Consider the following 19,949-nt stretch of genomic DNA (forward strand, 5'->3'; position numbering starts at 1 on the left):
GAAGATTTTATGAATCAAGGATTTATCTCTTTTCCCCATATCGACCCAGTATTGCTAGAAATTGGTCCAGTTTCTATTCGCTGGTATGGACTGATGTACCTATTTGGCTTCGCATTTGCTATGTGGCTAGCCAATCGTCGCGCGGATCAACCGAATAGTGGTTGGACGCGAGAGCAAGTGTCCGACATGTTGTTCTTAGGGTTTCTCGGCGTGGTCGTTGGTGGGCGTGTTGGTTATGTATTGTTCTACCATTTCGACCTGTTTTTAGATAATCCGTTTTACCTGTTTCAAGTATGGACGGGGGGAATGTCTTTCCATGGTGGCTTGCTCGGCGTGATCTCAGCGATGGCATTCTATGCCTACCGCAACGGTCGTACCTTCTTCAACGTGGCTGACTTTATCGCACCGCTTATCCCGTTTGGATTGGGCGTTGGTCGTATCGGTAACTTTATGAATGACGAACTGTGGGGCAGAGTAACGGATGTGCCATGGGCGGTAATGTTCCCATCGGGCGGCTATTTGCCACGACACCCTTCTCAGCTTTATGAAGCGATTTTAGAAGGGATAGTGTTGTTCTTTATCTTGAACTTCTTTATTCGTAAACCTAGACCGGCTGGCGCTGTTTCAGGGCTGTTCTTGATTGGCTATGGTTCTTTCCGCTTTATCGTAGAGTACTTCCGTGAGCCGGATGCTCACCTAGGGCTGTTTGGTAACTGGATCTCTATGGGCCAGATACTTTCAACTCCAATGATCCTAATTGGTGCCGCTATGATGTGGTGGGCATATAAATTCAACCAGAAGTCCCTTGAAGTGAACAAGGCGAAGGAGAAGTAATGAAGCAGTATCTAGACCTATGTCGCCGTATCGTTGATGAAGGGCATTGGATTGAGAACCAGCGTACTGGCAAGCGTTGTTTGACTGTTATCAATGCAGATTTAACCTATGACGTAGCGAATAACGCTTTCCCATTGGTGACGACCCGCAAAAGCTTCTGGAAAGCGGCTGTTGCTGAGCTGCTTGGATACATCCGTGGTTACGACAACGCAGAACAGTTCCGCCAACTCGGCACTAAAACCTGGGACGCAAACTCGAACCTCAACGACGCATGGTTAAACAACCCGTACCGTAAGGGTGAAGATGACATGGGGCGTGTTTATGGTGTTCAAGGTCGTCAGTGGGCTAAGCCAGATGGTGGGCATATTGACCAACTACGTAAGATTGTTGATGATCTTACAAAAGGTGTTGATGACCGTGGTGAGATCCTGAACTTCTACAACCCAGGTGAGTTCCACATGGGCTGTTTGCGTCCATGTATGTATAGCCATCACTTCTCTTTGCTTGGCGATACCTTGTACCTAAATAGCACGCAGCGCTCTTGTGATGTCCCATTAGGGCTGAACTTCAATATGGTGCAAGTGTATGCCTTCTTGGCCATCATGGCGCAGATCACCGGTAAGAAGCCGGGTGTGGCTTATCATAAGATTGTGAATGCGCATATTTACGCAGACCAACTTGAGTTGATGCGCGATGTGCAGTTGCAGCGAGAGCCACTCAGTGCATCTAAATTTATCATTAACCCTGAGATTAAGAGCTTAGAAGACCTAGAAACTTGGGTGACCTTAGATGATTTCTCAGTGGAAGGATACGAATCTCACCCTGCGATTCGCTATCCATTTTCGGTATAAAGACAAATAATTTAAATTTATCTCACTGAATTTTAAAAACTATTGCTTAAGAGGCTAATATTTAGGTATTAGCCTTTTTTATGCTCGGAACTCAGTGGATAGAGTTAATTTTAAAATGAAACATGGATGTAGTGCAGCCTTAATGATGGCGGTATGGGGATTCTCCAATACTGCCATTGCGAGCCTTATTGATCCTGACCAGTATCTTACGGATATCTACTCAACGGCCTTGGTGTTGACGGACAGTGAACTGCTGACCATTGGTTTTGGTAGCTTTGACCCAAACCAGATTTTTGGCACCAATAACCCTGACTTTGGTGGCCAAGAGGTAATTGATACCAAGCGGAAAATCGCGGTGACCTCTCTTCCTATCTCTTTTTTATTCTCTAATGAAGAAAGCCTTTGGCTACATCGATTAAAGCTCAGGGCCGCCTATATGGGGTTAACGAGAGATATTGACTATGACCAACTAGAAGACTCAGGTATTACTTGGGAGAGCGATAAGAATGAAGATCACGTAATAGCAGGTTATGCCGAATATGCCCTGGGCTATCAGATATCAGAGGGGTGGCAGTTATTCGCAGGCACTGGGCTTCATCTCATGCACTATAAGAATAAATTTACCGCCAATAGCCCTGCTGCAGAAACAATAGAAGATCTAGGTATTAATTCAGCGATTAATGGCTCGTCGAACATTTGGATAGCCGAGCCCCAAGCGGATTTGATCTATACCAAAGATACCGGTCCGGGAGAGATTCGATTTAATAGTGAATATCACTATTTTTGGGGCAGAAGCTTTGGCGGCAGCATTGGAACCTCCAATGCGACCACTGAAGGCTGGCGTATCATGAATGGCATACAGTACAAGTATCATCTAGACCCTTGGGGAAGTCGCAAGCAAGACTTGCTGTTTAGAGTACGTCGAATTGATGTCGGTGGTAATTTAAGAGAGCCCTTGGATACCACTCACTACGCTGAATATAGCTTTGGCTGGGTGATGGACACTAGCGACTACTCATCATTGATCTACAACGTGGGTATAGGTATTTCATTAAACTATGGCAGCTCATTGAAAGGCGGTGCATTGGTCATCTATTACAATGAGTAATACCAATCACACTAAGTAAGTGATCAAAAATAGCGAAGGAAAAATACTCGAGAACAAGGCAGAATTTTTCGATAAGTAGTTATTCTACAATCAAAAATTCTAACGCAGTTATCGAGTATTTTAACCAGCTAGGGTGATCAGTTATTTAGTACGATTGGTATAAGTCTACAGACGAAAAAAAACCTGCCAATCGGCAGGTTTTTTAATTCTTTAGTTGTTTATGCCGTCATCGCGATAATCGCACCTGGCATAACAACGAATACTGCAATTAGATATCCAGCAACAACGCTCTTGTTCTTAATGGCCATTGTTGAAATCCAATCAGCACCCTTCAGTGGCAGTTCACGCAAGAACGGAATACCAAAGATGAACAAGGTTGCCGCTACGTTGAACAACAAGTGCACTAGAGCAATCTGAAGCGCAAAGGCTGCAAACTCACCAGTTACTGCTGTTGCCGCAAGAAGCGCAGTAATACAGGTACCGATGTTTGCACCGAGTGTAAATGGATACACATCACGTACCTTAAGAACACCAGAACCTACCAATGGAACCATTAAGCTAGTCGTTGTTGATGAGGACTGAACCAGTACCGTTACAACAGAACCAGAGAAGATACCGTGAAGAGGACCGCGACCAATAGCGTTCTTCAAAATCTCACGTGCACGACCCACCATCAGGCTCTTCATTAGTTTACCCATGATGGTAATAGAGATGATGATGGTAGCGATACCCAAAATAATCATGCTCACACCGGCAACGACAGGGCCGAAGGCGGTTAGCGGTTCTTGAATCACACTAATTAGAGGTTTTGTCAGAGGCTTAATGAAGTTAAAGCCACCCATGTCTAGGTCACCCGTGCTCATTAGCGGAGCGACTAGCCAAGCTGAAAGCTTGCCAAAGATGCCAAACATCATCTCTAGTGGTAGGAAGATCAATACCGCCAGCAAGTTGAAGAAGTCATGAACGGTCGCACTTGCAAATGCACGTTTAAACTCTTCTTTACAGCGAAGGTGACCAAGGCTTACTAGAGTGTTAGTTACCGTGGTACCGATATTTGCACCCATAACCATAGGGATAGCGATTTGAACCGGAAGTCCGCCCGCTACAAGGCCTACAATAATAGAGGTAACTGTACTTGATGATTGAATAAGAGCCGTTGCTACAAGGCCGATCATCAAACCTGCTACTGGGTGAGATGCAAAGTCAAAAAGTGTTTTGGCATGTTCGCCAGAGGCCATCTTAAAGCCACTGCCAACCATTGAAACTGAAACAAGAAGTAGGTACAGCATGAAAGCCAAGTTAGCCCAACGTAGCCAGCTGGTTTTACCTGCTGTTACTGCTGAAACTGAGGATGCTTGGTTGTTCATTTGTTATCTCCGGGCCCGTTTTAGGCTTTTAATCAACTGTTGGCGAGTTTAGATAACTAATATTTCAGTTATATTACAGTTTTATAAATAATCGCCTTTTTCTTACTCAATGTAAGTAAACGTTTGCGTAAGTTTTTAAGTCCACTAAAGTATTGATTTTTAAGGTTTTAACTTTTGTTGCTAACCTTGCTGTTGGACGCTCCTTGAGCAACTTTAGTGTCAAATGTTGATCTGGTCCAAATATTAATGTGACAAAACTGTCATCTTACTTTAACTTGGTTTCGGTAATATCGAAGGTTAATGCACTTTACCTTTAATTTTAAAGGTTGGTATAGGAGAGGAAATGTCGCATTTAAATTATAATCATCTCTATTATTTCTGGATGGTTTGCAAACAAGGGTCTTTAACCAAAGCTGCCGATGCTCTATTCCTTACGCCACAAACGGTGACAGGGCAGATCAAAGCACTAGAGCAGCGCCTCAATGGTAAGTTAACTAAACGCAACGGCCGAAGCATAGAGCCTACTGAGCTTGGGCAGTTGGTATTTAAGTATGCCGATAGAATGTATGACTTGAGCTATGAAATGCTCGATATCGTTAACTACAGTCAGCGAGCCAATCTATTGTTTGAGGTTGGGGTAGCGGATGCACTCTCAAAAAGCTTAGTTAGCCGTATTCTTTCTACGACGATTCCATCTGATGGTAACATTCATCTTAGATGCTATGAGTCCACCCACGAATTGTTGTTGGAGAAACTGTCTCAGCATAAGCTGGATATGATTCTTTCTGATTGCCCTATTGATTCCTCTCAAAATGCTGGCCTTTATAGTAAAAAGCTAGGAGAGTGCAAAATGAGCTTTTGCTCAGCGACTCCGATTGATGAAAAAGAGTTCTTAGCCAATTTAGAGCAATACAAGCTATTGATTCCAGGTTCTAGAACGTCAATGGGACGCAAGATAACAGAATGGTGCGATAGACAAGGGTATCAACCTACCATTCTTGGCGAGTTTGATGATTTTGCCTTAATGAAGGCATTTGCCGAGGCGCATCCTGATACCGTATTTGTTGCTCCAACTCGTTATCCTTATAAAAAAGACACTGGTGGTTTTCATAGAATTTCGTCAATAGATGCTTTAAAAGAAGAGTATTACGTGATTTTTGCAGAACGAATGATCCAGCACCCAGCAGTAAAAAGTGTCTGTGACGCTGATTTTTCTAATATTTTCCATTAATTTTCACCAGCAGAGGTTTAATTTTGTCAGCCTCAACGGTAATCTTAATTCAGTAATCGAACTATGAGATATGATTGATACGCTATGAACTTGCAAGCAATGGAGAAAAACTCTCCTCAAGCCATATCATTGCTTAAGGCAATGGCAAACGAGAGACGCCTTTTTATCTTGTGCATGTTGCATGACAGGGAGTTATCGGTAGGAGAATTGTGCCAACAACTCGACCTTAGCCAGTCAGCATTATCTCAACATCTTGCTTGGCTTAGAGGTGACGGGTTAGTTGAAACTCGCAAAGAGGCTCAAACGGTCTATTACGCGCTAAGTAGTCCTGAGGTGAAACGCATGATTCATCTGCTGCACGATATGTATTGCTCAGAAGAGTAGTGAGGGGCGCAACTGGCGCCTTTTGACGTGTTACAGGATCGACAGATACAAAAAAACCGGCAGAAGCCGGTTTTTTATCTGAATCGAAGTTCTAATTAAAGAGCTTTGATTGCAGCAGCGAAGCGTGCCTTATGACGTGCAGCTTTATTCTTATGAATAAGGCCTTTAGTCGCAGCGCGATCTAGGATCGGTGCAACAGCTTTAAGTTCAGCAGTTGCAGCTTCTTTGTCGCCAGCTTCAATAGCAGCGATAGTTTTTTTCATGTAAGTGCGCATCATAGAACGACGGCTAGCATTGTGCTGGCGACGTTTCTCAGCTTGGATAGCGCGCTTCTTAGCAGATTTACTGTTTGCCAAGGGTCTAACTCCCAAAAACTTGTTCGGTAACAATATAGGGCGTGGAGAATGCCTGTTTGCTAATCGAAAGTCAATTGATTTGTGTGAAAACTCATCTAAAACAATGTAATTTTGTTTCGACGGGTTAACACGGTTAAGATGGCGGGGATTTTAACAGCATTTGGGGGTTAGATCTACACTCAACCTCAGATACTTCCCCCTAAGTGTATATATCAATAAGTTGGAGTATCTTTCTGGTAGGCTATGCCTTCGCTAGGAGCATGCTAATTGCTAGTTGCATCAGTTGATTAAGGAATAAAAGTGAGTAAAGGACTTCTTCGGTCGGGCGCTATTGTCAGTGCCATGACTCTAGTCTCTCGTGTTTTAGGGTTAGTTCGCGACGTTGTGGTTGCCAACCTTATGGGTGCAGGAGCAAGCGCAGACGTATTCTTCTTTGCCAACAAGATCCCAAACTTTTTAAGACGATTGTTTGCTGAAGGGGCTTTCTCACAAGCCTTTGTCCCCGTGTTAACTGAATATCACTCCAAAGGTGATATGAATGAAACGAGGCAATTGATCGCTAAGGTGTCAGGAACGCTCGGGGTGATTGTCTCCATTGTCACCGTTGTTGGTGTTTTAGGATCCGGTGTGGTGACGGCAATCTTTGGTACTGGCTGGTTCCTAGATTGGCTAAATGGCGGTCCATCGGCTGAAAAATTTGAGATGGCCAGCTTAATGCTGAAGATCACCTTTCCTTATTTATGGTTTATCACCTTTGTTGCCTTATCAGGGGCAATACTGAATACCTTGGGCAAGTTTGCGGTTTCTTCGTTTACTCCCGTATTCCTGAACGTGATGATCATTCTATCGGCAACCATGATCTCACCACGCCTCGACAATCCAGAGATAGGATTGGCGATAGGTGTTTTCCTTGGTGGTTTGGTGCAGTTTTTCTTCCAACTTCCTTTTCTTATTAAAGAAGGCGTTCTGGTTAAACCTAAATGGGGCTGGCGTGACCCTGGTGTGGTGAGAATTCGCACCCTGATGATCCCTGCATTATTTGGTGTCTCTGTCAGTCAGATCAACTTGCTGCTGGATACCTTCATTGCCAGTTTTCTGCAAACAGGCTCGATTAGCTGGCTCTATTACTCTGACCGTCTTCTTGAATTTCCCTTAGGCTTGTTCGGTATTGCCATTGCAACTGTGATTTTGCCTGCCTTATCTCGAAAACACGTCGATGCACAAAGCGAAGGCTTTGCTTCAACGATGGATTGGGGTGTGCGCATGGTGTTACTGCTTGGATTGCCAGCCATGCTAGGTTTGATCGTATTGGCAAAACCTATGCTAATGGTACTGTTTATGCGTGGAGAATTCGGTGTCCATGAGGTGCAGCAGTCTTCTTATTCATTAGTGGCCTATGCCTCCGGCTTATTGAACTTCATGTTAATTAAGGTACTAGCGCCTGGTTATTACTCCCGCCAAGATACGAAAACGCCAGTGCGCTACGGCATTATCGCGATGACGTCTAACATGGTGTTCAATATTATTTTTGCTTGGCATTACGGTTATGTTGGCCTAGCAATGGCCACGGCCTTGTCGGCATTTGTGAATATGGGCTTATTGTATAGAGGCTTGCACAAAGCTCAGGTGTACCGTTTAACTCGTCAAACCCTTGGCTTTATGTTGCGCCTTGGAATATCGGGTAGCGCTATGGTAGGCGCCATCTTATATCTACTTAAGCCACTAGAGAGTTGGCTGAGCATGTCTCTTACTGAGAGAATTCTTGAGTTAACCTTGATGATAGGGACTGGTGGTGTGGCGTATTTATTAACGGCATTAGTGCTTGGTGTTCGATTTAAGCACCTAAAAGCCAGTGCTTAATTTAGGTCAAAATAAATCAGCGCTTCTCGTTGCTAGCATCTATTACAGGTTTCGGTATATAATTCGCCAGTTTAGGGCTGTATGGCCCACAATGTCGACTGAGAAGGTTAGGTTTTAACACGTTACATGCATCTTATCCGAGGTAGCCACAACATACGCTCTGAGCATCAGGGGTGTGTCTTGACCATAGGTAACTTTGATGGTGTCCACTTAGGGCATCAAACGGTCTTGAAGCAGGTACAACAAAAAGCTGAAGTTCTTGGTCTTCCCGCTGTGGTGATGACGTTTGAACCCCAGCCTTTAGAGCTATTCCTGCAAAGTAAGGCGCCAGCTAGGCTGACTCGGTTGCGTGATAAATACGTGCAACTCAGTAAATTGAACCTAGAGCGATTGCTTTGTGTGAACTTTAGTAAGCGCTTTGCCGGACTTCCTCCAGAGCAGTTTATTAAAGAGTTGCTGGTGGAAAAGCTTGGTGTGAAATTTCTCGTTGTTGGTGATGATTTTCGCTTTGGACGTAAACGTCAAGGTGACTTTTCTATGCTTCAACAAGCAGGAAAAGAGTATGGATTTGAGGTTGTGAGCACTGAAAGTTTCTGTCTAAATACAGAAAGAGTCAGCAGCACAGCAATTCGTCAGGCGTTAGCCAATGACGAACTGGCACAAGCCAAATCCATGCTAGGAAGACACTACAGCATTAGTGGGCGTGTATCACACGGACGAAAGCTAGGAAGAACCATAGGTTTTCCTACTGCGAATATCCCATTAAAGCGAACTGTGTCTCCCGTCTCTGGCGTGTATGTGGTGGAAACCAGCATAGACGGTCGAATGGTTGGTGGCGTGGCTAATGTTGGCCAACGACCAACAGTAAACGGTGTACGACAGCAACTAGAAGTACACTTTTTTGATTTTTCAGAAGATTTATACGGCAGACAATTAGAGGTCTGCCTTTTACACAAGTTGCGCGAAGAAGTGAAATTCCCTTCGTTCGAGGCACTTAAAACACAAATTGAATTAGATGCAGAAGCTGCTCGGGTGTGGTTGCTTCAGCACAGGCGCTGACGATATTTGAGGCTTTGCAATACCATTTGCACTGCATTAAATAGGCGTTCGCCATAATGTCTAACTTCGCCCAATATTACGGAACTAAGAATCGATGACTGACTATAAAGATACCCTGAACCTCCCAGAAACAGGGTTTCCAATGCGCGGTAATCTGGCGAATCGTGAACCAGAGATGCTTAAGCGTTGGTATAAAGAAGATCTTTACGGTGCTATCCGTGAAGCTAAAAAAGGCAATAAGCCTTTTGTTTTGCATGATGGCCCTCCATACGCAAACGGTGACATCCACATTGGTCACGCGCTAAATAAGATTCTTAAAGACATTATTATTAAATCAAAGACTCTTTCTGGTTACGATGCACCTTATATCCCAGGCTGGGATTGTCACGGTCTTCCAATCGAATTAATGGTTGAGAAGAAAAAAGGCAAGCCAGGGCATAAGATCTCTGCGGCTGAATTCCGTGAAGAGTGTCGTAAGTACGCTGCTGGTCAGGTTGAAGGTCAGAAAGAAAGCTTCAAGCGTCTAGGTATCATGGGTGAGTGGGATAAGCCATATCGCACTATGGACTTCGGTACTGAAGCCAACATCATTCGTGCTCTAGGCAAAATCGCAGACAACGGTCACCTACTGAAAGGCTTTAAGCCAGTTCACTGGTGTACGGACTGTGGTTCAGCTCTTGCAGAAGCGGAAGTGGAATACAAAGACAAGGTTTCTCCGTCAATCGATGTGAAATTTGCGGCGGCTGATGAAAAAGCAGTATTGAGCAAATTCTCTCTAGCGGATGGCCATGAAGGCGAAGGTGATATCTCAGTTGTTATCTGGACAACGACGCCTTGGACTCTTCCTGCTAACCGCGCTGTATGTATGCGTGACGATCTTGAGTACGTGCTAGTTCAAGTAGAAGGTGAAAACCCTCAGCGCTTGATCCTTGCTTCTGATCTTGCAAAAGATGTGATGGATCGTGCGGGTATCGAGCACTTCCATAACCTTGGCTTTGCTAAAGGTGCTGATCTTGAACTGTTGAATTTCCAACATCCGTTCTATGACTTTACTGTTCCAGCGATCCTTGGTGAGCACGTAACAACAGATTCAGGTACAGGTATCGTTCATACTGCACCAGGTCACGGTCAAGAGGATTTCGTGGTTGGTCAACATTACAACCTAGAAGTGGCTAACCCTGTGGGTTCAAATGGTGTGTATCTTCCAGATACTGAACTGTTTGCGGGTCAGCACGTGTTTAAAGCAAACAACTCTGTACTAGAAGTACTTAAAGAGAAAGGTGCTCTGCTACATCACCATGCTTATGAGCACAGCTACCCACACTGCTGGCGCCACAAAACGCCAATCATCTTCCGTGCTACGCCACAATGGTTTGTCTCTATGGATCAAGCTGGGTTGCGTACAAATGCACTTGAAGCTATCAAGGGCGTTCAGTGGATGCCTGAGTGGGGTCAAAGCCGCATTGAAGGTATGGTTGAAGGCCGCCCAGAGTGGTGTATCTCTCGTCAGCGTACTTGGGGTGTACCAATCACCTTGTTTGTACATAAAGAGACTTCTGAGCTTCATCCAGACACTCAACAGCTTATCGAGAAAGTCGCTCAACTTGTTGAGCAAAAAGGCATTCAAGCTTGGTGGGATGTAGACGCAGTAGAACTTCTTGGCGAAGAAGACGCAGCAAACTACGAGAAAACTCTAGATACCCTAGATGTATGGTTTGATTCAGGTGTGACTCACTACTCTGTCGTTGATGCTCGTGAAGAGTTTAACGGTGCAGGTGCAGATCTCTACCTTGAAGGCTCAGACCAACACCGTGGCTGGTTCCAATCATCATTGATCTCTTCTATTGCAATGAAGGGTGAAGCGCCGTACAAGCAAGTATTGACGCATGGCTTTGTGGTTGATGGCCAAGGCCGTAAGATGTCTAAATCAGTGGGTAACGTTGTTGCGCCTAAAGATGTGACTAACAAGCTAGGCGCAGACATTCTTCGTCTATGGGTATCTTCTACAGATTACACGGGTGAAGTCGCTGTTTCTGATGAAATCCTGAAACGCAGTGCTGATGCATACCGTCGTATCCGTAACACCGCGCGTTTCTTCCTTGCGAACCTAAGTGGCTTCAACCCTGCAACGGACCTTGTTCCTGCAGAAGAGATGGTTGCGCTAGATCGCTGGGCAGTAGGTCGTGCACAAGCAGCACAACAAGAAATTGTTAAGGCTTACGAAGAATACAATACACACGCAGTAACTCAGCGTTTGATGCAGTTCTGTTCTATCGAGATGGGTTCTTTCTACCTAGACGTAATTAAAGACCGTCAGTACACAGCGAAGCAGGGCAGTCATGCTCAACGCAGTTGTCAAACTGCACTTTACTACATCGTTGAAGCGCTCGTTCGTTGGATGGCACCAATCATGTCGTTCACTGCAGACGAGATCTGGAACGAAATGCCAGGTGAGCGCGATAAGTTCGTATTCACTGGTGAGTGGTTCGATGGTCTATTCGGCTTAGCGGAAGGCGAAGAACTGAACAATGAGTTCTGGAGTGACGTACAACAAGTTCGTGCTTCTGTGAACAAGCTTCTTGAAGACGCGCGTAAAGAAAAACTGATCGGTGGTTCACTTCAGGCTGAAGTCACTCTGTTCGCAGACGACGCACTGGCTAGCAAGTTAAACAAGCTTGGTGATGAACTTCGTTTTGTTCTGTTGACGTCTCGCGCTGATGTAGCTCCTGTATCAGAGAAATCTGACACGGCTCAGCAAACTGAAATTGAAGGTTTGTTTGTTCAAGTGAATGCGACTGAGCTTGAGAAGTGCGACCGTTGTTGGCACCACACTGCAGATGTAGGCACTATCGAAGGCCATGAGACTATTTGTGGTCGCTGTGTGTCAAACGTAGAAGGCGAAGGCGAGGTTCGTAAGTTTGCCTAATATGAACTTACTAAAGCAGACAGGGTTACGCTGGCTTTGGCTGGCGGCTCTGATCTTTGTTGCTGATATAGCAATAAAGTTAGTGGTTATGGACACCATGGGATATGGCTGGGCGAACCGTATTGAGGTATTACCCTTCTTCAACCTGCTTTATGTACACAACTACGGTGCTGCATTTAGCTTCCTTGGCGACCAAGGTGGTTGGCAACGCTGGTTATTTACTGGCATCGCCATTGCCGTATGCGGAATGTTGATGTTCTGGATGCGAAAACTACCTCAAACTGAAAAGTGGAATAACATTGCGTATTCACTGATCATTGGTGGCGCTCTAGGCAATGTCTTTGACCGTATCGTGCACGGCTTTGTGGTTGATTACCTCGATTTCTTCGTGGGAACGTATCACTGGCCTGCTTTCAACCTTGCTGATAGCGCTATTTGTATTGGTGCCGGCATGGTTATTCTTGATGGCTTTATTAGCGGTAAACGCGACTCAGCTGATTCTGCTGAGAAGTAATAACCTTTGATTGGGTGCTCGATAAGTGAGCACTTGATGGTGGTGGCAGTATATTTTACTTGTCACCGCTACAAGGTTTCGCTAGTATTGCGTCCGCCCTATAAAGGGGCGCGCTAGCTTTGTTGTAATCTAATTTAAATCACGATTATGACGCGCTGGCTCAACAATTTGGAACATAGGTGGAAAGATGTTTGAAACTCTACTTGTGATTTACCTGTTGGCTGCGCTTGGTGTGATTGGCCTAGTTCTGATTCAACAAGGTAAAGGCGCAGATATGGGAGCCTCGTTCGGTGCAGGCGCATCAAATACAGTATTTGGCGCAGGCGGCTCTAGTAACTTTTTAACCCGAATGACTGCAGTTTGTGCAACAGTCTTCATCGTTGTTTGTTTGTTTCTTGGTAATATGTCTACGCATAAAACCGAGTCTCAGTGGGTTGACCCAACAGCTGGTCAAACTATTCAAAAAACAGACGACGCAGTGAGTGAAATTCCAGCCGAAAAAGGCGCGGATATTCCTCAGTAAGCTGAAATGCTTATTGCCGAGATGGTGAAATTGGTAGACACGCCAGCATGAGGTGCTGGTGCCTTTGGTGTGAGGGTTCGAGTCCCTCTCTCGGCACCATATATTGTTTGAAAAGCAATCTATTAAGCATATAATGCTTAGTAGTCGGACGCGGGGTGGAGCAGCTTGGTAGCTCGTCGGGCTCATAACCCGAAGGTCGTCGGTTCAAATCCGGCCCCCGCAACCATTTTTAGTTGAGTCTGAATTTTCAAACATCATAACTGAATTTTTTCGGTTATGAGCTAAGCTTCTTTTAGCTTAGTGATATCAGGGTCCAGCAGCATAAAACCCCGACTATCGGGGTTTTTTGTTATCTGCGGTTTATCACTGTGGATGTGTGCTTGGTAAATGAAATGGGCTTTATGCCCTTTTTTTGTTTCTGGAGTGGTTGAACAATGACTGGTTTAGAAAGACAACTAACTGAGATGCTTGAAGCGCCTGTAGAGGCATTAGGTTATGAGTTAGTTGGACTTGAGTTTATTCGCGCGGGCGAATATTCGACATTACGCATTTATATCGATAGCGAAAACGGTATTAATGTTGACGATTGTGCTGAAGTAAGCCATCAGGTTAGTGCAGTAATGGATGTAGAAGATCCTATTTCTGTTGCTTATAACCTTGAAGTGTCTTCACCAGGACTTGAACGACCGCTTTTTAAAGCCGCACACTATGAACAGTTTGTAGGCCAAGAGGTCAGCATTGTGTTGAAGATGGGTGTTGGAAATCGCCGCAAGTGGAAGGGCGTTATCAAGGGTGTTGATGGTGAACTCATCACTGTTGAAACCGACAACCAAGATAATGAGTTTGCTCTGAGCAACATATCTAAAGCCAATCTGATCCCTAAGTTTTAAGTCTATTTAAAGAGGCTATAAGAATGAATAAAGAAATTCTAGCTGTAGTAGAAGCGGTTTCAAATGAGAAAGCCGTTCCTCGCGAGCGTATTTTTGAGGCGCTAGAAATCGCGCTTTCAACTGCGACAAAGAAAAAGTACGAGATGGAAATCGAAGTACGTGTTGAGATCGATCGCAAGAGCGGTAACTTCGAAACTTTCCGTCGCTGGGAAGTGGTTGCTGAAGTTGAAAATCCAACATTGGAAATGTCAATCGAAGCGGCACAGTTCGACGATGAAACACTGGGTTTAGGTGATTTTGTTGAAGACGAAATTGATTCGGTTAAATTTGACCGTATTACGGTGCAAACAGCGAAGCAAGTTATCGTACAAAAAGTACGTGAAGCAGAGCGTGAGCAAATCGTTGAACAGTTTATTGATAACGAAGGTGAGCTAATCACTGGTGTTGTTAAGAAAGTAAACCGTGAAACGGTTGTTCTAGACCTTGGTAACAACGCTGAAGCCGTTATCCTTCGTGATGACCAGCTACCTCGTGAAAACTTCCGTCCAGGCGACCGTGTACGTGGTCTTCTTTATTCTGTACGTCCAGAAGCACGTGGCTTCCAGCTGTTCATTACTCGCTCTAAGCCTGAAATGCTAACTGAACTATTCCGTATCGAAGTGCCTGAAATTGCAGAAGACATCATTGAGCTTAAAGCAGCAGCTCGTGATCCAGGTTCTCGTGCGAAGATCGCAGTTAAAACTAACGATCGCCGTATCGACCCAGTAGGTGCATGTGTAGGTATGCGTGGAGCACGCGTACAGGCTGTATCTGGTGAGTTAGGCAATGAGCGTATCGATATCATCCTTTGGGATGACAACCCAGCACAGTTCGTTATCAACGCAATGGCTCCTGCTGATGTAGCGTCAATCATCGTAGATGAAGACACGCACTCAATGGATATCGCTGTTGAAGCTGATAACCTAGCGCAAGCAATTGGCCGTAGTGGTCAAAACGTACGTTTGGCATCGCAACTTACTGGTTGGGAACTGAACGTAATGACTGTAGAAGACCTACAGAAGAAACACGAAGCAGAATCAACTGAAGCTATTGAAAGCTTCATGAAGCACCTAGACCTAGAACAAGATTTCGCAGAAATGTTGGTAGAAGAAGGCTTCTCAACTCTTGAAGAAGTGGCATACGTGCCAATGAGTGAGCTTTTGGAAATTAACGGTCTAGATGAAGATTTGGTCGAAGAACTACGTAGTCGAGCTAAAGATGCACTCACCACCCTTGCACTTGCGCAAGAAGAGTCGTTTGAAGGCCTGCACCCAGCTGATGACCTATTAGCACTAGAAGGCTTAGAGCGCGAAATGGCGTTCAAACTAGCAGCCAAAGGTGTAGTGACCCTAGAAGATCTTGCTGACCAAGGCACAGATGATCTTGAAGGTATCGACGACTTAACAGAAGAACGTGCTGGTGAGCTAATCATGGCTGCACGTAACATCTGTTGGTTTGGTGACGAAGAATAATCCGGCACGGAGGTAGTTGCATGACACAACTTACAGTTAAAGCCCTAAGTGAAGAAATTGGTACGCCGGTTGAGCGCTTAATTGAACAATTAGAAGACGCAGGTCTGAAAAAGAACTCTAGCGACAATGTCACTGACGAAGAAAAGCAGGCATTGTTGACGCACCTGAAGAAAGAACATGGTGATACGTCTGGCGAGTCTGAACCAACCCGTCTAACTTTACAACGTAAGAAGCGAAGCACACTGAGTGTTGCAGCTGGCGGCGGCAAGAGCAAGGATGTAACAGTAGAAGTACGTAAGAAGCGTACCTACGTGAAGCGTAGCTCTGTTGATGAGCAAGCTCGTCTAGAAGCTGAGGAAAAAGCTCGCCTAGAAGCAGAAGTTGCAGCGAAACAAGAAGCTGAAGAGAAAGCGAAACGCGAAGCTGAAGAAAAAGCACAGCGTGAAGCAGAAGCAAAAGCAAAACGTGACGCTGAAGAAAAAGCGAAACAAGAAGCAGCAGCTAAGGCGAAAGCTAACTCAACTGAAGCTCCACAAATTGACTCTGAAGAGCGTAAAGTGAAAGATCAAGCAGCAAAAGATGCGGCTGACCTAAAACGTCGCCAAGAAGAAGAAGCTAAGCGCAAAGCGGAACAAGAAGCAGAAAAACTTCTTGAAGACGCACGTAAACTTGCAGAAGAAAATGCAGAGCGCTGGGCAAAAGAAGAACAAACTAAGAAGACCGAGACTACGGACTACCACGTCACGACTTCTACTTACGCTCGTGAAGCTGAAGATGCAGCTGACCGTCGTGCAGATGGCGGTGGCCAACGTAAGAAGAAGAAGAAAAAGCCAGCTGATGCTAACGCAAACGCTCGTGGTAACAACCGTAACCAACGCGGTCAGCGCGGTCGCAAAGGCAAGCTAGCTAAGCCGACTTCAATGCAACAAGGTTTCGATAAGACAGCAACAGTAGCAAAAGCTGACGTTGCAATCGGTGAAACTATCGTTGTATCTGAACTGGCTAACAAGATGTCAGTTAAAGCGACTGAAGTGATCAAGGTTATGATGAAGATGGGCGCTATGGCGACTATCAACCAAGTAATCGACCAAGAAACTGCAGCACTTGTTGCTGAAGAAATGGGTCACAAAGTGGTTCTTCGTAAAGAGAACGAACTAGAAGAAGCAGTAATGTCAGATCGTGACAGCTCACTTGAGTCTGTATCACGTGCTCCTGTTGTTACTATCATGGGTCACGTTGACCACGGTAAAACTTCTACACTTGATTACATTCGTAAAGCACACGTTGCTGACGCGGAAGCGGGTGGTATTACCCAGCACATCGGTGCTTACCACGTAGAGACTGACAACGGTATGATTACCTTCTTGGATACTCCTGGACACGCCGCGTTTACCGCAATGCGTGCTCGTGGTGCTCAAGCGACAGATATCGTAGTTCTAGTTGTTGCTGCAGATGATGGCGTAATGCCACAGACAGTGGAAGCGATTCAGCACGCACAAGCGGCTGGCGTTCCATTGATCGTTGCAGTGAACAAGATCGATAAAGAGGGTGCAAACCCAGACAACGTTAAGAACGAACTAGCACAGTACGACGTTATCCCTGAAGAGTGGGGCGGTGAGAACATGTTTGTTCACATCTCTGCGAAACAAGGTACTAACATCGAAGGTCTACTAGAAACTATCCTTCTACAATCTGAAGTTCTTGAACTTACAGCGGTAGCAGAAGGCATGGCATCTGGTGTGGTTGTAGAATCTCGCCTTGATAAAGGTCGCGGTCCTGTTGCAACGGTTCTTGTTCAGTCTGGTACGCTTAACAAAGGCGATATCCTACTTTGTGGTCAAGAATACGGCCGTGTTCGTGCGATGCGCGATGAGAACGGTGCTGAAATCACAGAAGCGGGTCCTTCTATCCCTGTAGAAATCATCGGTCTATCTGGTGTTCCTGCGTCAGGTGACGAAGCAACTGTAGTTCGTGATGAGCGTAAAGCTCGTGAAGTAGCAAACTACCGTCAAGGTAAATTCCGTGAAGTGAAACTAGCACGTCAACAGAAAGCGAAACTAGAGAACATGTTCTCTAACATGACTGCTGGTGAAGTTGCTGAGCTTAACGTTGTACTTAAAGCTGACGTTCAGGGTTCTGTGGAAGCTATCGCTGATTCTCTACGTAAACTTTCTACTGAAGAAGTGAAAGTGAACATCGTAGGTTCTGGTGTTGGTGGTATCACTGAGACTGACGCAGTACTTGCTGCAGCGTCTAACGCTATCGTACTTGGTTTCAACGTTCGTGCTGATGCATCTGCTCGCCGCGCTGTTGAAAACGAGAACCTAGACCTTCGTTACTACTCAATCATTTACCAATTGATTGACGAAGTTAAACAAGCGATGGGCGGTATGCTTGCTCCAGAATTCAGACAAGAAATCATTGGTCTTGCTGAAGTACGTGACGTATTTAAGTCACCTAAACTGGGCGCAATCGCTGGTTGTATGGTTACTGAAGGCGTGATTAAGCGTAACAACCCAATCCGTGTACTTCGTGAAAACGTTGTAATCTACGAAGGTGAGCTAGAATCTCTACGCCGCTTCAAAGATGACGTACAAGAAGTTAAGAATGGCTACGAGTGTGGTATCGGCGTTAAGAACTATAATGATGTTCGCGTTGGTGACCAAATCGAAGTATTCGAAATCGTTGAAGTTAAGCGTACTCTTGACTAATCAACACATTGACAAAAATTGTCTGACCCCTAAGGTTAGATAATTGGTTGTTGAATACACCATGGGGGGCTTATGCCCCTCATTATTTTTTCTAAAGTGAGAAAAGAAATGTCAAAAGAATTTAGCCGCACACAGCGTGTGTCGCAACAACTGCAAAAAGAACTGGCTGTTTTACTGCAGCGTGAAGTTCGTGATTCTCGTATCGGAATGGTGACCATTTCTGACGTAGAAGTCTCTCGTGACCTTGCGGTTGCAAAAGTGTTTGTTACCTTCTTCTGTGTGGGTGAGCAAACGCCAGAGTCTTGTCTTGCTGCGCTTCAAGAGCATGAAATTGAGATTCGCATGATGCTAGGTAAGCGTATCCGCCTTCGCCTAACTCCTGAAGTTCGATTTGTTTATGACAACACTCTCGTTGAAGGCATGCGCATGTCTAACCTTGTGAGCGAAGTTGTCTCTAAAGATGCGAAGAAAAAAGCTGAATCAGGTCGCGAGGACGAAGAGTAATGGCAAGACGTCGTAAAGGTCGTCCAGTTAACGGCGTCGTATTGCTGGATAAACCAACCGGAATCTCTTCAAATGATGCGCTACAGAAAGTAAAGCGCATCTACTTTGCTGAAAAAGCGGGCCATACAGGTGCTCTTGATCCTCTAGCAACAGGCATGCTGCCTATCTGCTTAGGTGAAGCGACCAAGTTTTCGCAGTTCTTGTTGGACTCAGATAAGCGCTATCGCACCATTGCTAAGTTGGGTGAGCGTACTAACACCTCGGATTCTGATGGTGAGGTAGTGGAAACACGCCCAGTTTCAGTAACCAAAGAGCAGCTGTTAGACGCGATTGCGACCTTCCGTGGTACCACGGATCAAGTCCCTTCTATGTTCTCTGCGCTGAAGTACCAGGGCAAGCCTCTGTATGAATATGCACGTCAAGGCATCGACGTCCCTCGCGAATCTCGCAAGATCACTGTGTACGAGATTGAACTGATTCGCTTTGATGGTGACGAAGTTGAACTCGAAGTTCACTGCTCTAAAGGTACCTACATCCGCACTATTGTTGATGACCTTGGTGAAATGTTGGGTTGTGGTGCTCACGTGTCTTACTTGCGCCGTACAGGTGTTGCTAAATATCCATACGAAAAGATGGTGACGCTGGAGCAACTGCAAGAGCTGCTTGATAAAGCGAATGCTGAAGAGATTGCACCGAAGGAACTATTGGATGAGCTCTTGCTACCCATGGATACCGCGGTAGAGGACCTACCAGAAGTGAACTTGATTCCAGAATTAACGGATATGGTTCAGCACGGTCAACCTGTACAGGTATTTGGCGCGCCAAGCGAGGGCGTGGTTCGCATGACCTCTGGTGAAGAAAAAACCTTCATCGGTGTTGCCGAAATCGACGATGACGGACGCATAGCTCCAAAGCGCCTAGTGGTATTTCGCGAAGAAGCGGACAGCTAACTCTAGGGTAGTCGTCATTCCCGAGTGAACTTATTGGGAATCTACCTCTACATAACCTAGTAGGTCCCCGATAAAACACTTCGGGGACGACGGATGATAAGAAATCGACACCTTTGAAAGTGTCATTCCCGAGTGCTTTAATCGGGAATCTATTTCTACGCAACCTCTAGCAGGTCCCCGATAAAACACTTCGGGGACGACGGCTTGTTCGGCATAGGCTTTTAAATATCTACTTAGAGAATACTATTTCAATTGATCTAAGTTGCGTACAACATCCTAGCTTGTAGCTTGTAGCTTGTAGCTTGTAGCTTGTAGCTTGTAGCTTGTAGCTGATAGCCCAAATTATCCCCTTGCTTTACCAAAATCTTAT

17 protein-coding genes and 2 tRNA genes are annotated in these 19,949 nt (G+C 45.3%); 17 read left to right on the plus strand and 2 right to left on the minus strand.

What is annotated here, in order from left to right; translation table 11 throughout:
- Positions 1-9 precede the first annotated feature (9 nt).
- The 3 genes from lgt (at position 10) to A6E01_RS02630 (ending at position 2,793) form a co-directional block, all read left to right on the plus strand.
- Complete coding sequence (lgt, locus tag A6E01_RS02620; RefSeq protein WP_017028918.1) at positions 10-834, plus strand: prolipoprotein diacylglyceryl transferase; 825 nt, start codon at positions 10-12, stop codon at positions 832-834.
- On the plus strand, positions 834-1,685 hold the full coding sequence (locus A6E01_RS02625) for a thymidylate synthase (RefSeq protein ID WP_017028917.1): 852 nt from the start codon (positions 834-836) through the stop codon (positions 1,683-1,685). The genes lgt and A6E01_RS02625 overlap by 1 nt, the downstream gene beginning before the upstream one ends.
- Before the next feature lie 115 nt (positions 1,686-1,800).
- Positions 1,801-2,793: a Solitary outer membrane autotransporter beta-barrel domain gene (locus A6E01_RS02630; protein ID WP_237334486.1), complete on the plus strand. Its 993-nt coding sequence runs from the start codon at positions 1,801-1,803 to the stop codon at positions 2,791-2,793.
- Positions 2,794-3,011: 218 nt separating this feature from the next.
- Here the strand turns inward: A6E01_RS02630 and A6E01_RS02635 are convergent, their stop codons facing one another.
- Positions 3,012-4,160: a Na/Pi symporter gene (locus tag A6E01_RS02635; RefSeq protein WP_017028915.1), complete on the minus strand. Its 1,149-nt coding sequence runs from the start codon at positions 4,158-4,160 to the stop codon at positions 3,012-3,014.
- 343 nt (positions 4,161-4,503) lie between these two features.
- Here A6E01_RS02635 and nhaR point away from each other — a divergent pair, with 343 nt between their 5' ends.
- Positions 4,504-5,391, plus strand: coding sequence for a transcriptional activator NhaR (gene nhaR, locus A6E01_RS02640; RefSeq protein WP_017028914.1), 888 nt, complete (start codon positions 4,504-4,506; stop codon positions 5,389-5,391).
- Positions 5,392-5,475: 84 nt separating this feature from the next.
- Positions 5,476-5,775 carry an ArsR/SmtB family transcription factor gene (locus tag A6E01_RS02645; RefSeq protein ID WP_065209495.1) on the plus strand — a complete coding sequence of 100 codons (300 nt, stop codon included), beginning with the start codon at positions 5,476-5,478 and terminating at the stop codon, positions 5,773-5,775.
- 95 nt (positions 5,776-5,870) lie between these two features.
- Here A6E01_RS02645 and rpsT read toward each other — a convergent pair whose 3' ends face one another.
- Positions 5,871-6,131 (minus strand): 30S ribosomal protein S20, encoded by a 261-nt coding sequence (gene rpsT, locus A6E01_RS02650; RefSeq protein ID WP_017028912.1) that lies wholly within the window; start codon positions 6,129-6,131, stop codon positions 5,871-5,873.
- Positions 6,132-6,431: 300 nt separating this feature from the next.
- Between rpsT and murJ the strand changes: the two genes are divergently transcribed.
- The 12 genes from murJ to truB all read left to right on the plus strand — a co-directional run bounded on the left by murJ (position 6,432) and on the right by truB (position 19,579).
- Positions 6,432-7,991, plus strand: coding sequence for a murein biosynthesis integral membrane protein MurJ (gene murJ / locus A6E01_RS02655; protein ID WP_017028911.1), 1,560 nt, complete (start codon positions 6,432-6,434; stop codon positions 7,989-7,991).
- A 126-nt stretch (positions 7,992-8,117) separates the two neighbouring features.
- Positions 8,118-9,050, plus strand: a complete 933-nt coding sequence (ribF, locus tag A6E01_RS02660) for a bifunctional riboflavin kinase/FAD synthetase (RefSeq protein WP_017028910.1) — start codon at positions 8,118-8,120, stop codon at positions 9,048-9,050.
- 94 nt (positions 9,051-9,144) lie between these two features.
- Positions 9,145-11,976, plus strand: coding sequence for an isoleucine--tRNA ligase (ileS, locus tag A6E01_RS02665; protein WP_065209496.1), 2,832 nt, complete (start codon positions 9,145-9,147; stop codon positions 11,974-11,976).
- Position 11,977: 1 nt separating this feature from the next.
- Complete coding sequence (gene lspA / locus A6E01_RS02670; RefSeq protein ID WP_017028908.1) at positions 11,978-12,490, plus strand: signal peptidase II; 513 nt, start codon at positions 11,978-11,980, stop codon at positions 12,488-12,490.
- A 187-nt stretch (positions 12,491-12,677) separates the two neighbouring features.
- Positions 12,678-13,013, plus strand: coding sequence for a preprotein translocase subunit SecG (secG, locus tag A6E01_RS02675; protein ID WP_017028907.1), 336 nt, complete (start codon positions 12,678-12,680; stop codon positions 13,011-13,013).
- Between the two features lie 15 nt (positions 13,014-13,028).
- Positions 13,029-13,112, plus strand: a tRNA-Leu gene (locus tag A6E01_RS02680).
- A gap of 50 nt (positions 13,113-13,162) precedes the next feature.
- Positions 13,163-13,239, plus strand: a tRNA-Met gene (locus tag A6E01_RS02685).
- Positions 13,240-13,447: 208 nt separating this feature from the next.
- Positions 13,448-13,903 carry a ribosome maturation factor RimP gene (rimP, locus tag A6E01_RS02690; protein WP_017028906.1) on the plus strand — a complete coding sequence of 152 codons (456 nt, stop codon included), beginning with the start codon at positions 13,448-13,450 and terminating at the stop codon, positions 13,901-13,903.
- Between the two features lie 23 nt (positions 13,904-13,926).
- On the plus strand, positions 13,927-15,414 hold the full coding sequence (gene nusA / locus A6E01_RS02695) for a transcription termination factor NusA (protein ID WP_017242909.1): 1,488 nt from the start codon (positions 13,927-13,929) through the stop codon (positions 15,412-15,414).
- 20 nt (positions 15,415-15,434) lie between these two features.
- Positions 15,435-18,125: a translation initiation factor IF-2 gene (gene infB, locus A6E01_RS02700; RefSeq protein ID WP_017028904.1), complete on the plus strand. Its 2,691-nt coding sequence runs from the start codon at positions 15,435-15,437 to the stop codon at positions 18,123-18,125.
- A 108-nt stretch (positions 18,126-18,233) separates the two neighbouring features.
- Positions 18,234-18,629, plus strand: a complete 396-nt coding sequence (gene rbfA, locus A6E01_RS02705; protein WP_065210336.1) for a 30S ribosome-binding factor RbfA — start codon at positions 18,234-18,236, stop codon at positions 18,627-18,629.
- The gene (truB, locus tag A6E01_RS02710) at positions 18,629-19,579 is read left to right on the plus strand and encodes a tRNA pseudouridine(55) synthase TruB (protein WP_065209497.1); all 951 of its coding nucleotides are present in this window, start codon (positions 18,629-18,631) and stop codon (positions 19,577-19,579) included. The genes rbfA and truB overlap by 1 nt, the downstream gene beginning before the upstream one ends.
- Positions 19,580-19,949 lie beyond the last annotated feature (370 nt).

The organism is Vibrio breoganii (assembly GCF_001677275.1).
GTDB classification, from domain to species: domain Bacteria; phylum Pseudomonadota; class Gammaproteobacteria; order Enterobacterales; family Vibrionaceae; genus Vibrio; species Vibrio breoganii.

Bases quoted from the DNA above. Each gene is read 5' to 3' on its own strand.
- A6E01_RS02625 (WP_017028917.1), top strand. From the start codon at position 834: ATGAAGCAGTATCTAGACCTATGTCGCCGTATCGTTGATGAAGGGCAT.
- lgt (WP_017028918.1), top strand. From the start codon at position 10: ATGAATCAAGGATTTATCTCTTTTCCCCATATCGACCCAGTATTGCTA.
- secG (WP_017028907.1), top strand. From the start codon at position 12,678: ATGTTTGAAACTCTACTTGTGATTTACCTGTTGGCTGCGCTTGGTGTG.
- rimP (WP_017028906.1), top strand. From the start codon at position 13,448: ATGACTGGTTTAGAAAGACAACTAACTGAGATGCTTGAAGCGCCTGTA.
- lspA (WP_017028908.1), top strand. From the start codon at position 11,978: ATGAACTTACTAAAGCAGACAGGGTTACGCTGGCTTTGGCTGGCGGCT.
- nusA (WP_017242909.1), top strand. From the start codon at position 13,927: ATGAATAAAGAAATTCTAGCTGTAGTAGAAGCGGTTTCAAATGAGAAA.
- A6E01_RS02630 (WP_237334486.1), top strand. From the start codon at position 1,801: ATGAAACATGGATGTAGTGCAGCCTTAATGATGGCGGTATGGGGATTC.
- A6E01_RS02635 (WP_017028915.1), bottom strand. From the start codon at position 4,160: ATGAACAACCAAGCATCCTCAGTTTCAGCAGTAACAGCAGGTAAAACC.
- A6E01_RS02645 (WP_065209495.1), top strand. From the start codon at position 5,476: ATGAACTTGCAAGCAATGGAGAAAAACTCTCCTCAAGCCATATCATTG.
- rbfA (WP_065210336.1), top strand. From the start codon at position 18,234: ATGTCAAAAGAATTTAGCCGCACACAGCGTGTGTCGCAACAACTGCAA.
- ribF (WP_017028910.1), top strand. From the start codon at position 8,118: ATGCATCTTATCCGAGGTAGCCACAACATACGCTCTGAGCATCAGGGG.
- truB (WP_065209497.1), top strand. From the start codon at position 18,629: ATGGCAAGACGTCGTAAAGGTCGTCCAGTTAACGGCGTCGTATTGCTG.
- nhaR (WP_017028914.1), top strand. From the start codon at position 4,504: ATGTCGCATTTAAATTATAATCATCTCTATTATTTCTGGATGGTTTGC.
- infB (WP_017028904.1), top strand. From the start codon at position 15,435: ATGACACAACTTACAGTTAAAGCCCTAAGTGAAGAAATTGGTACGCCG.
- ileS (WP_065209496.1), top strand. From the start codon at position 9,145: ATGACTGACTATAAAGATACCCTGAACCTCCCAGAAACAGGGTTTCCA.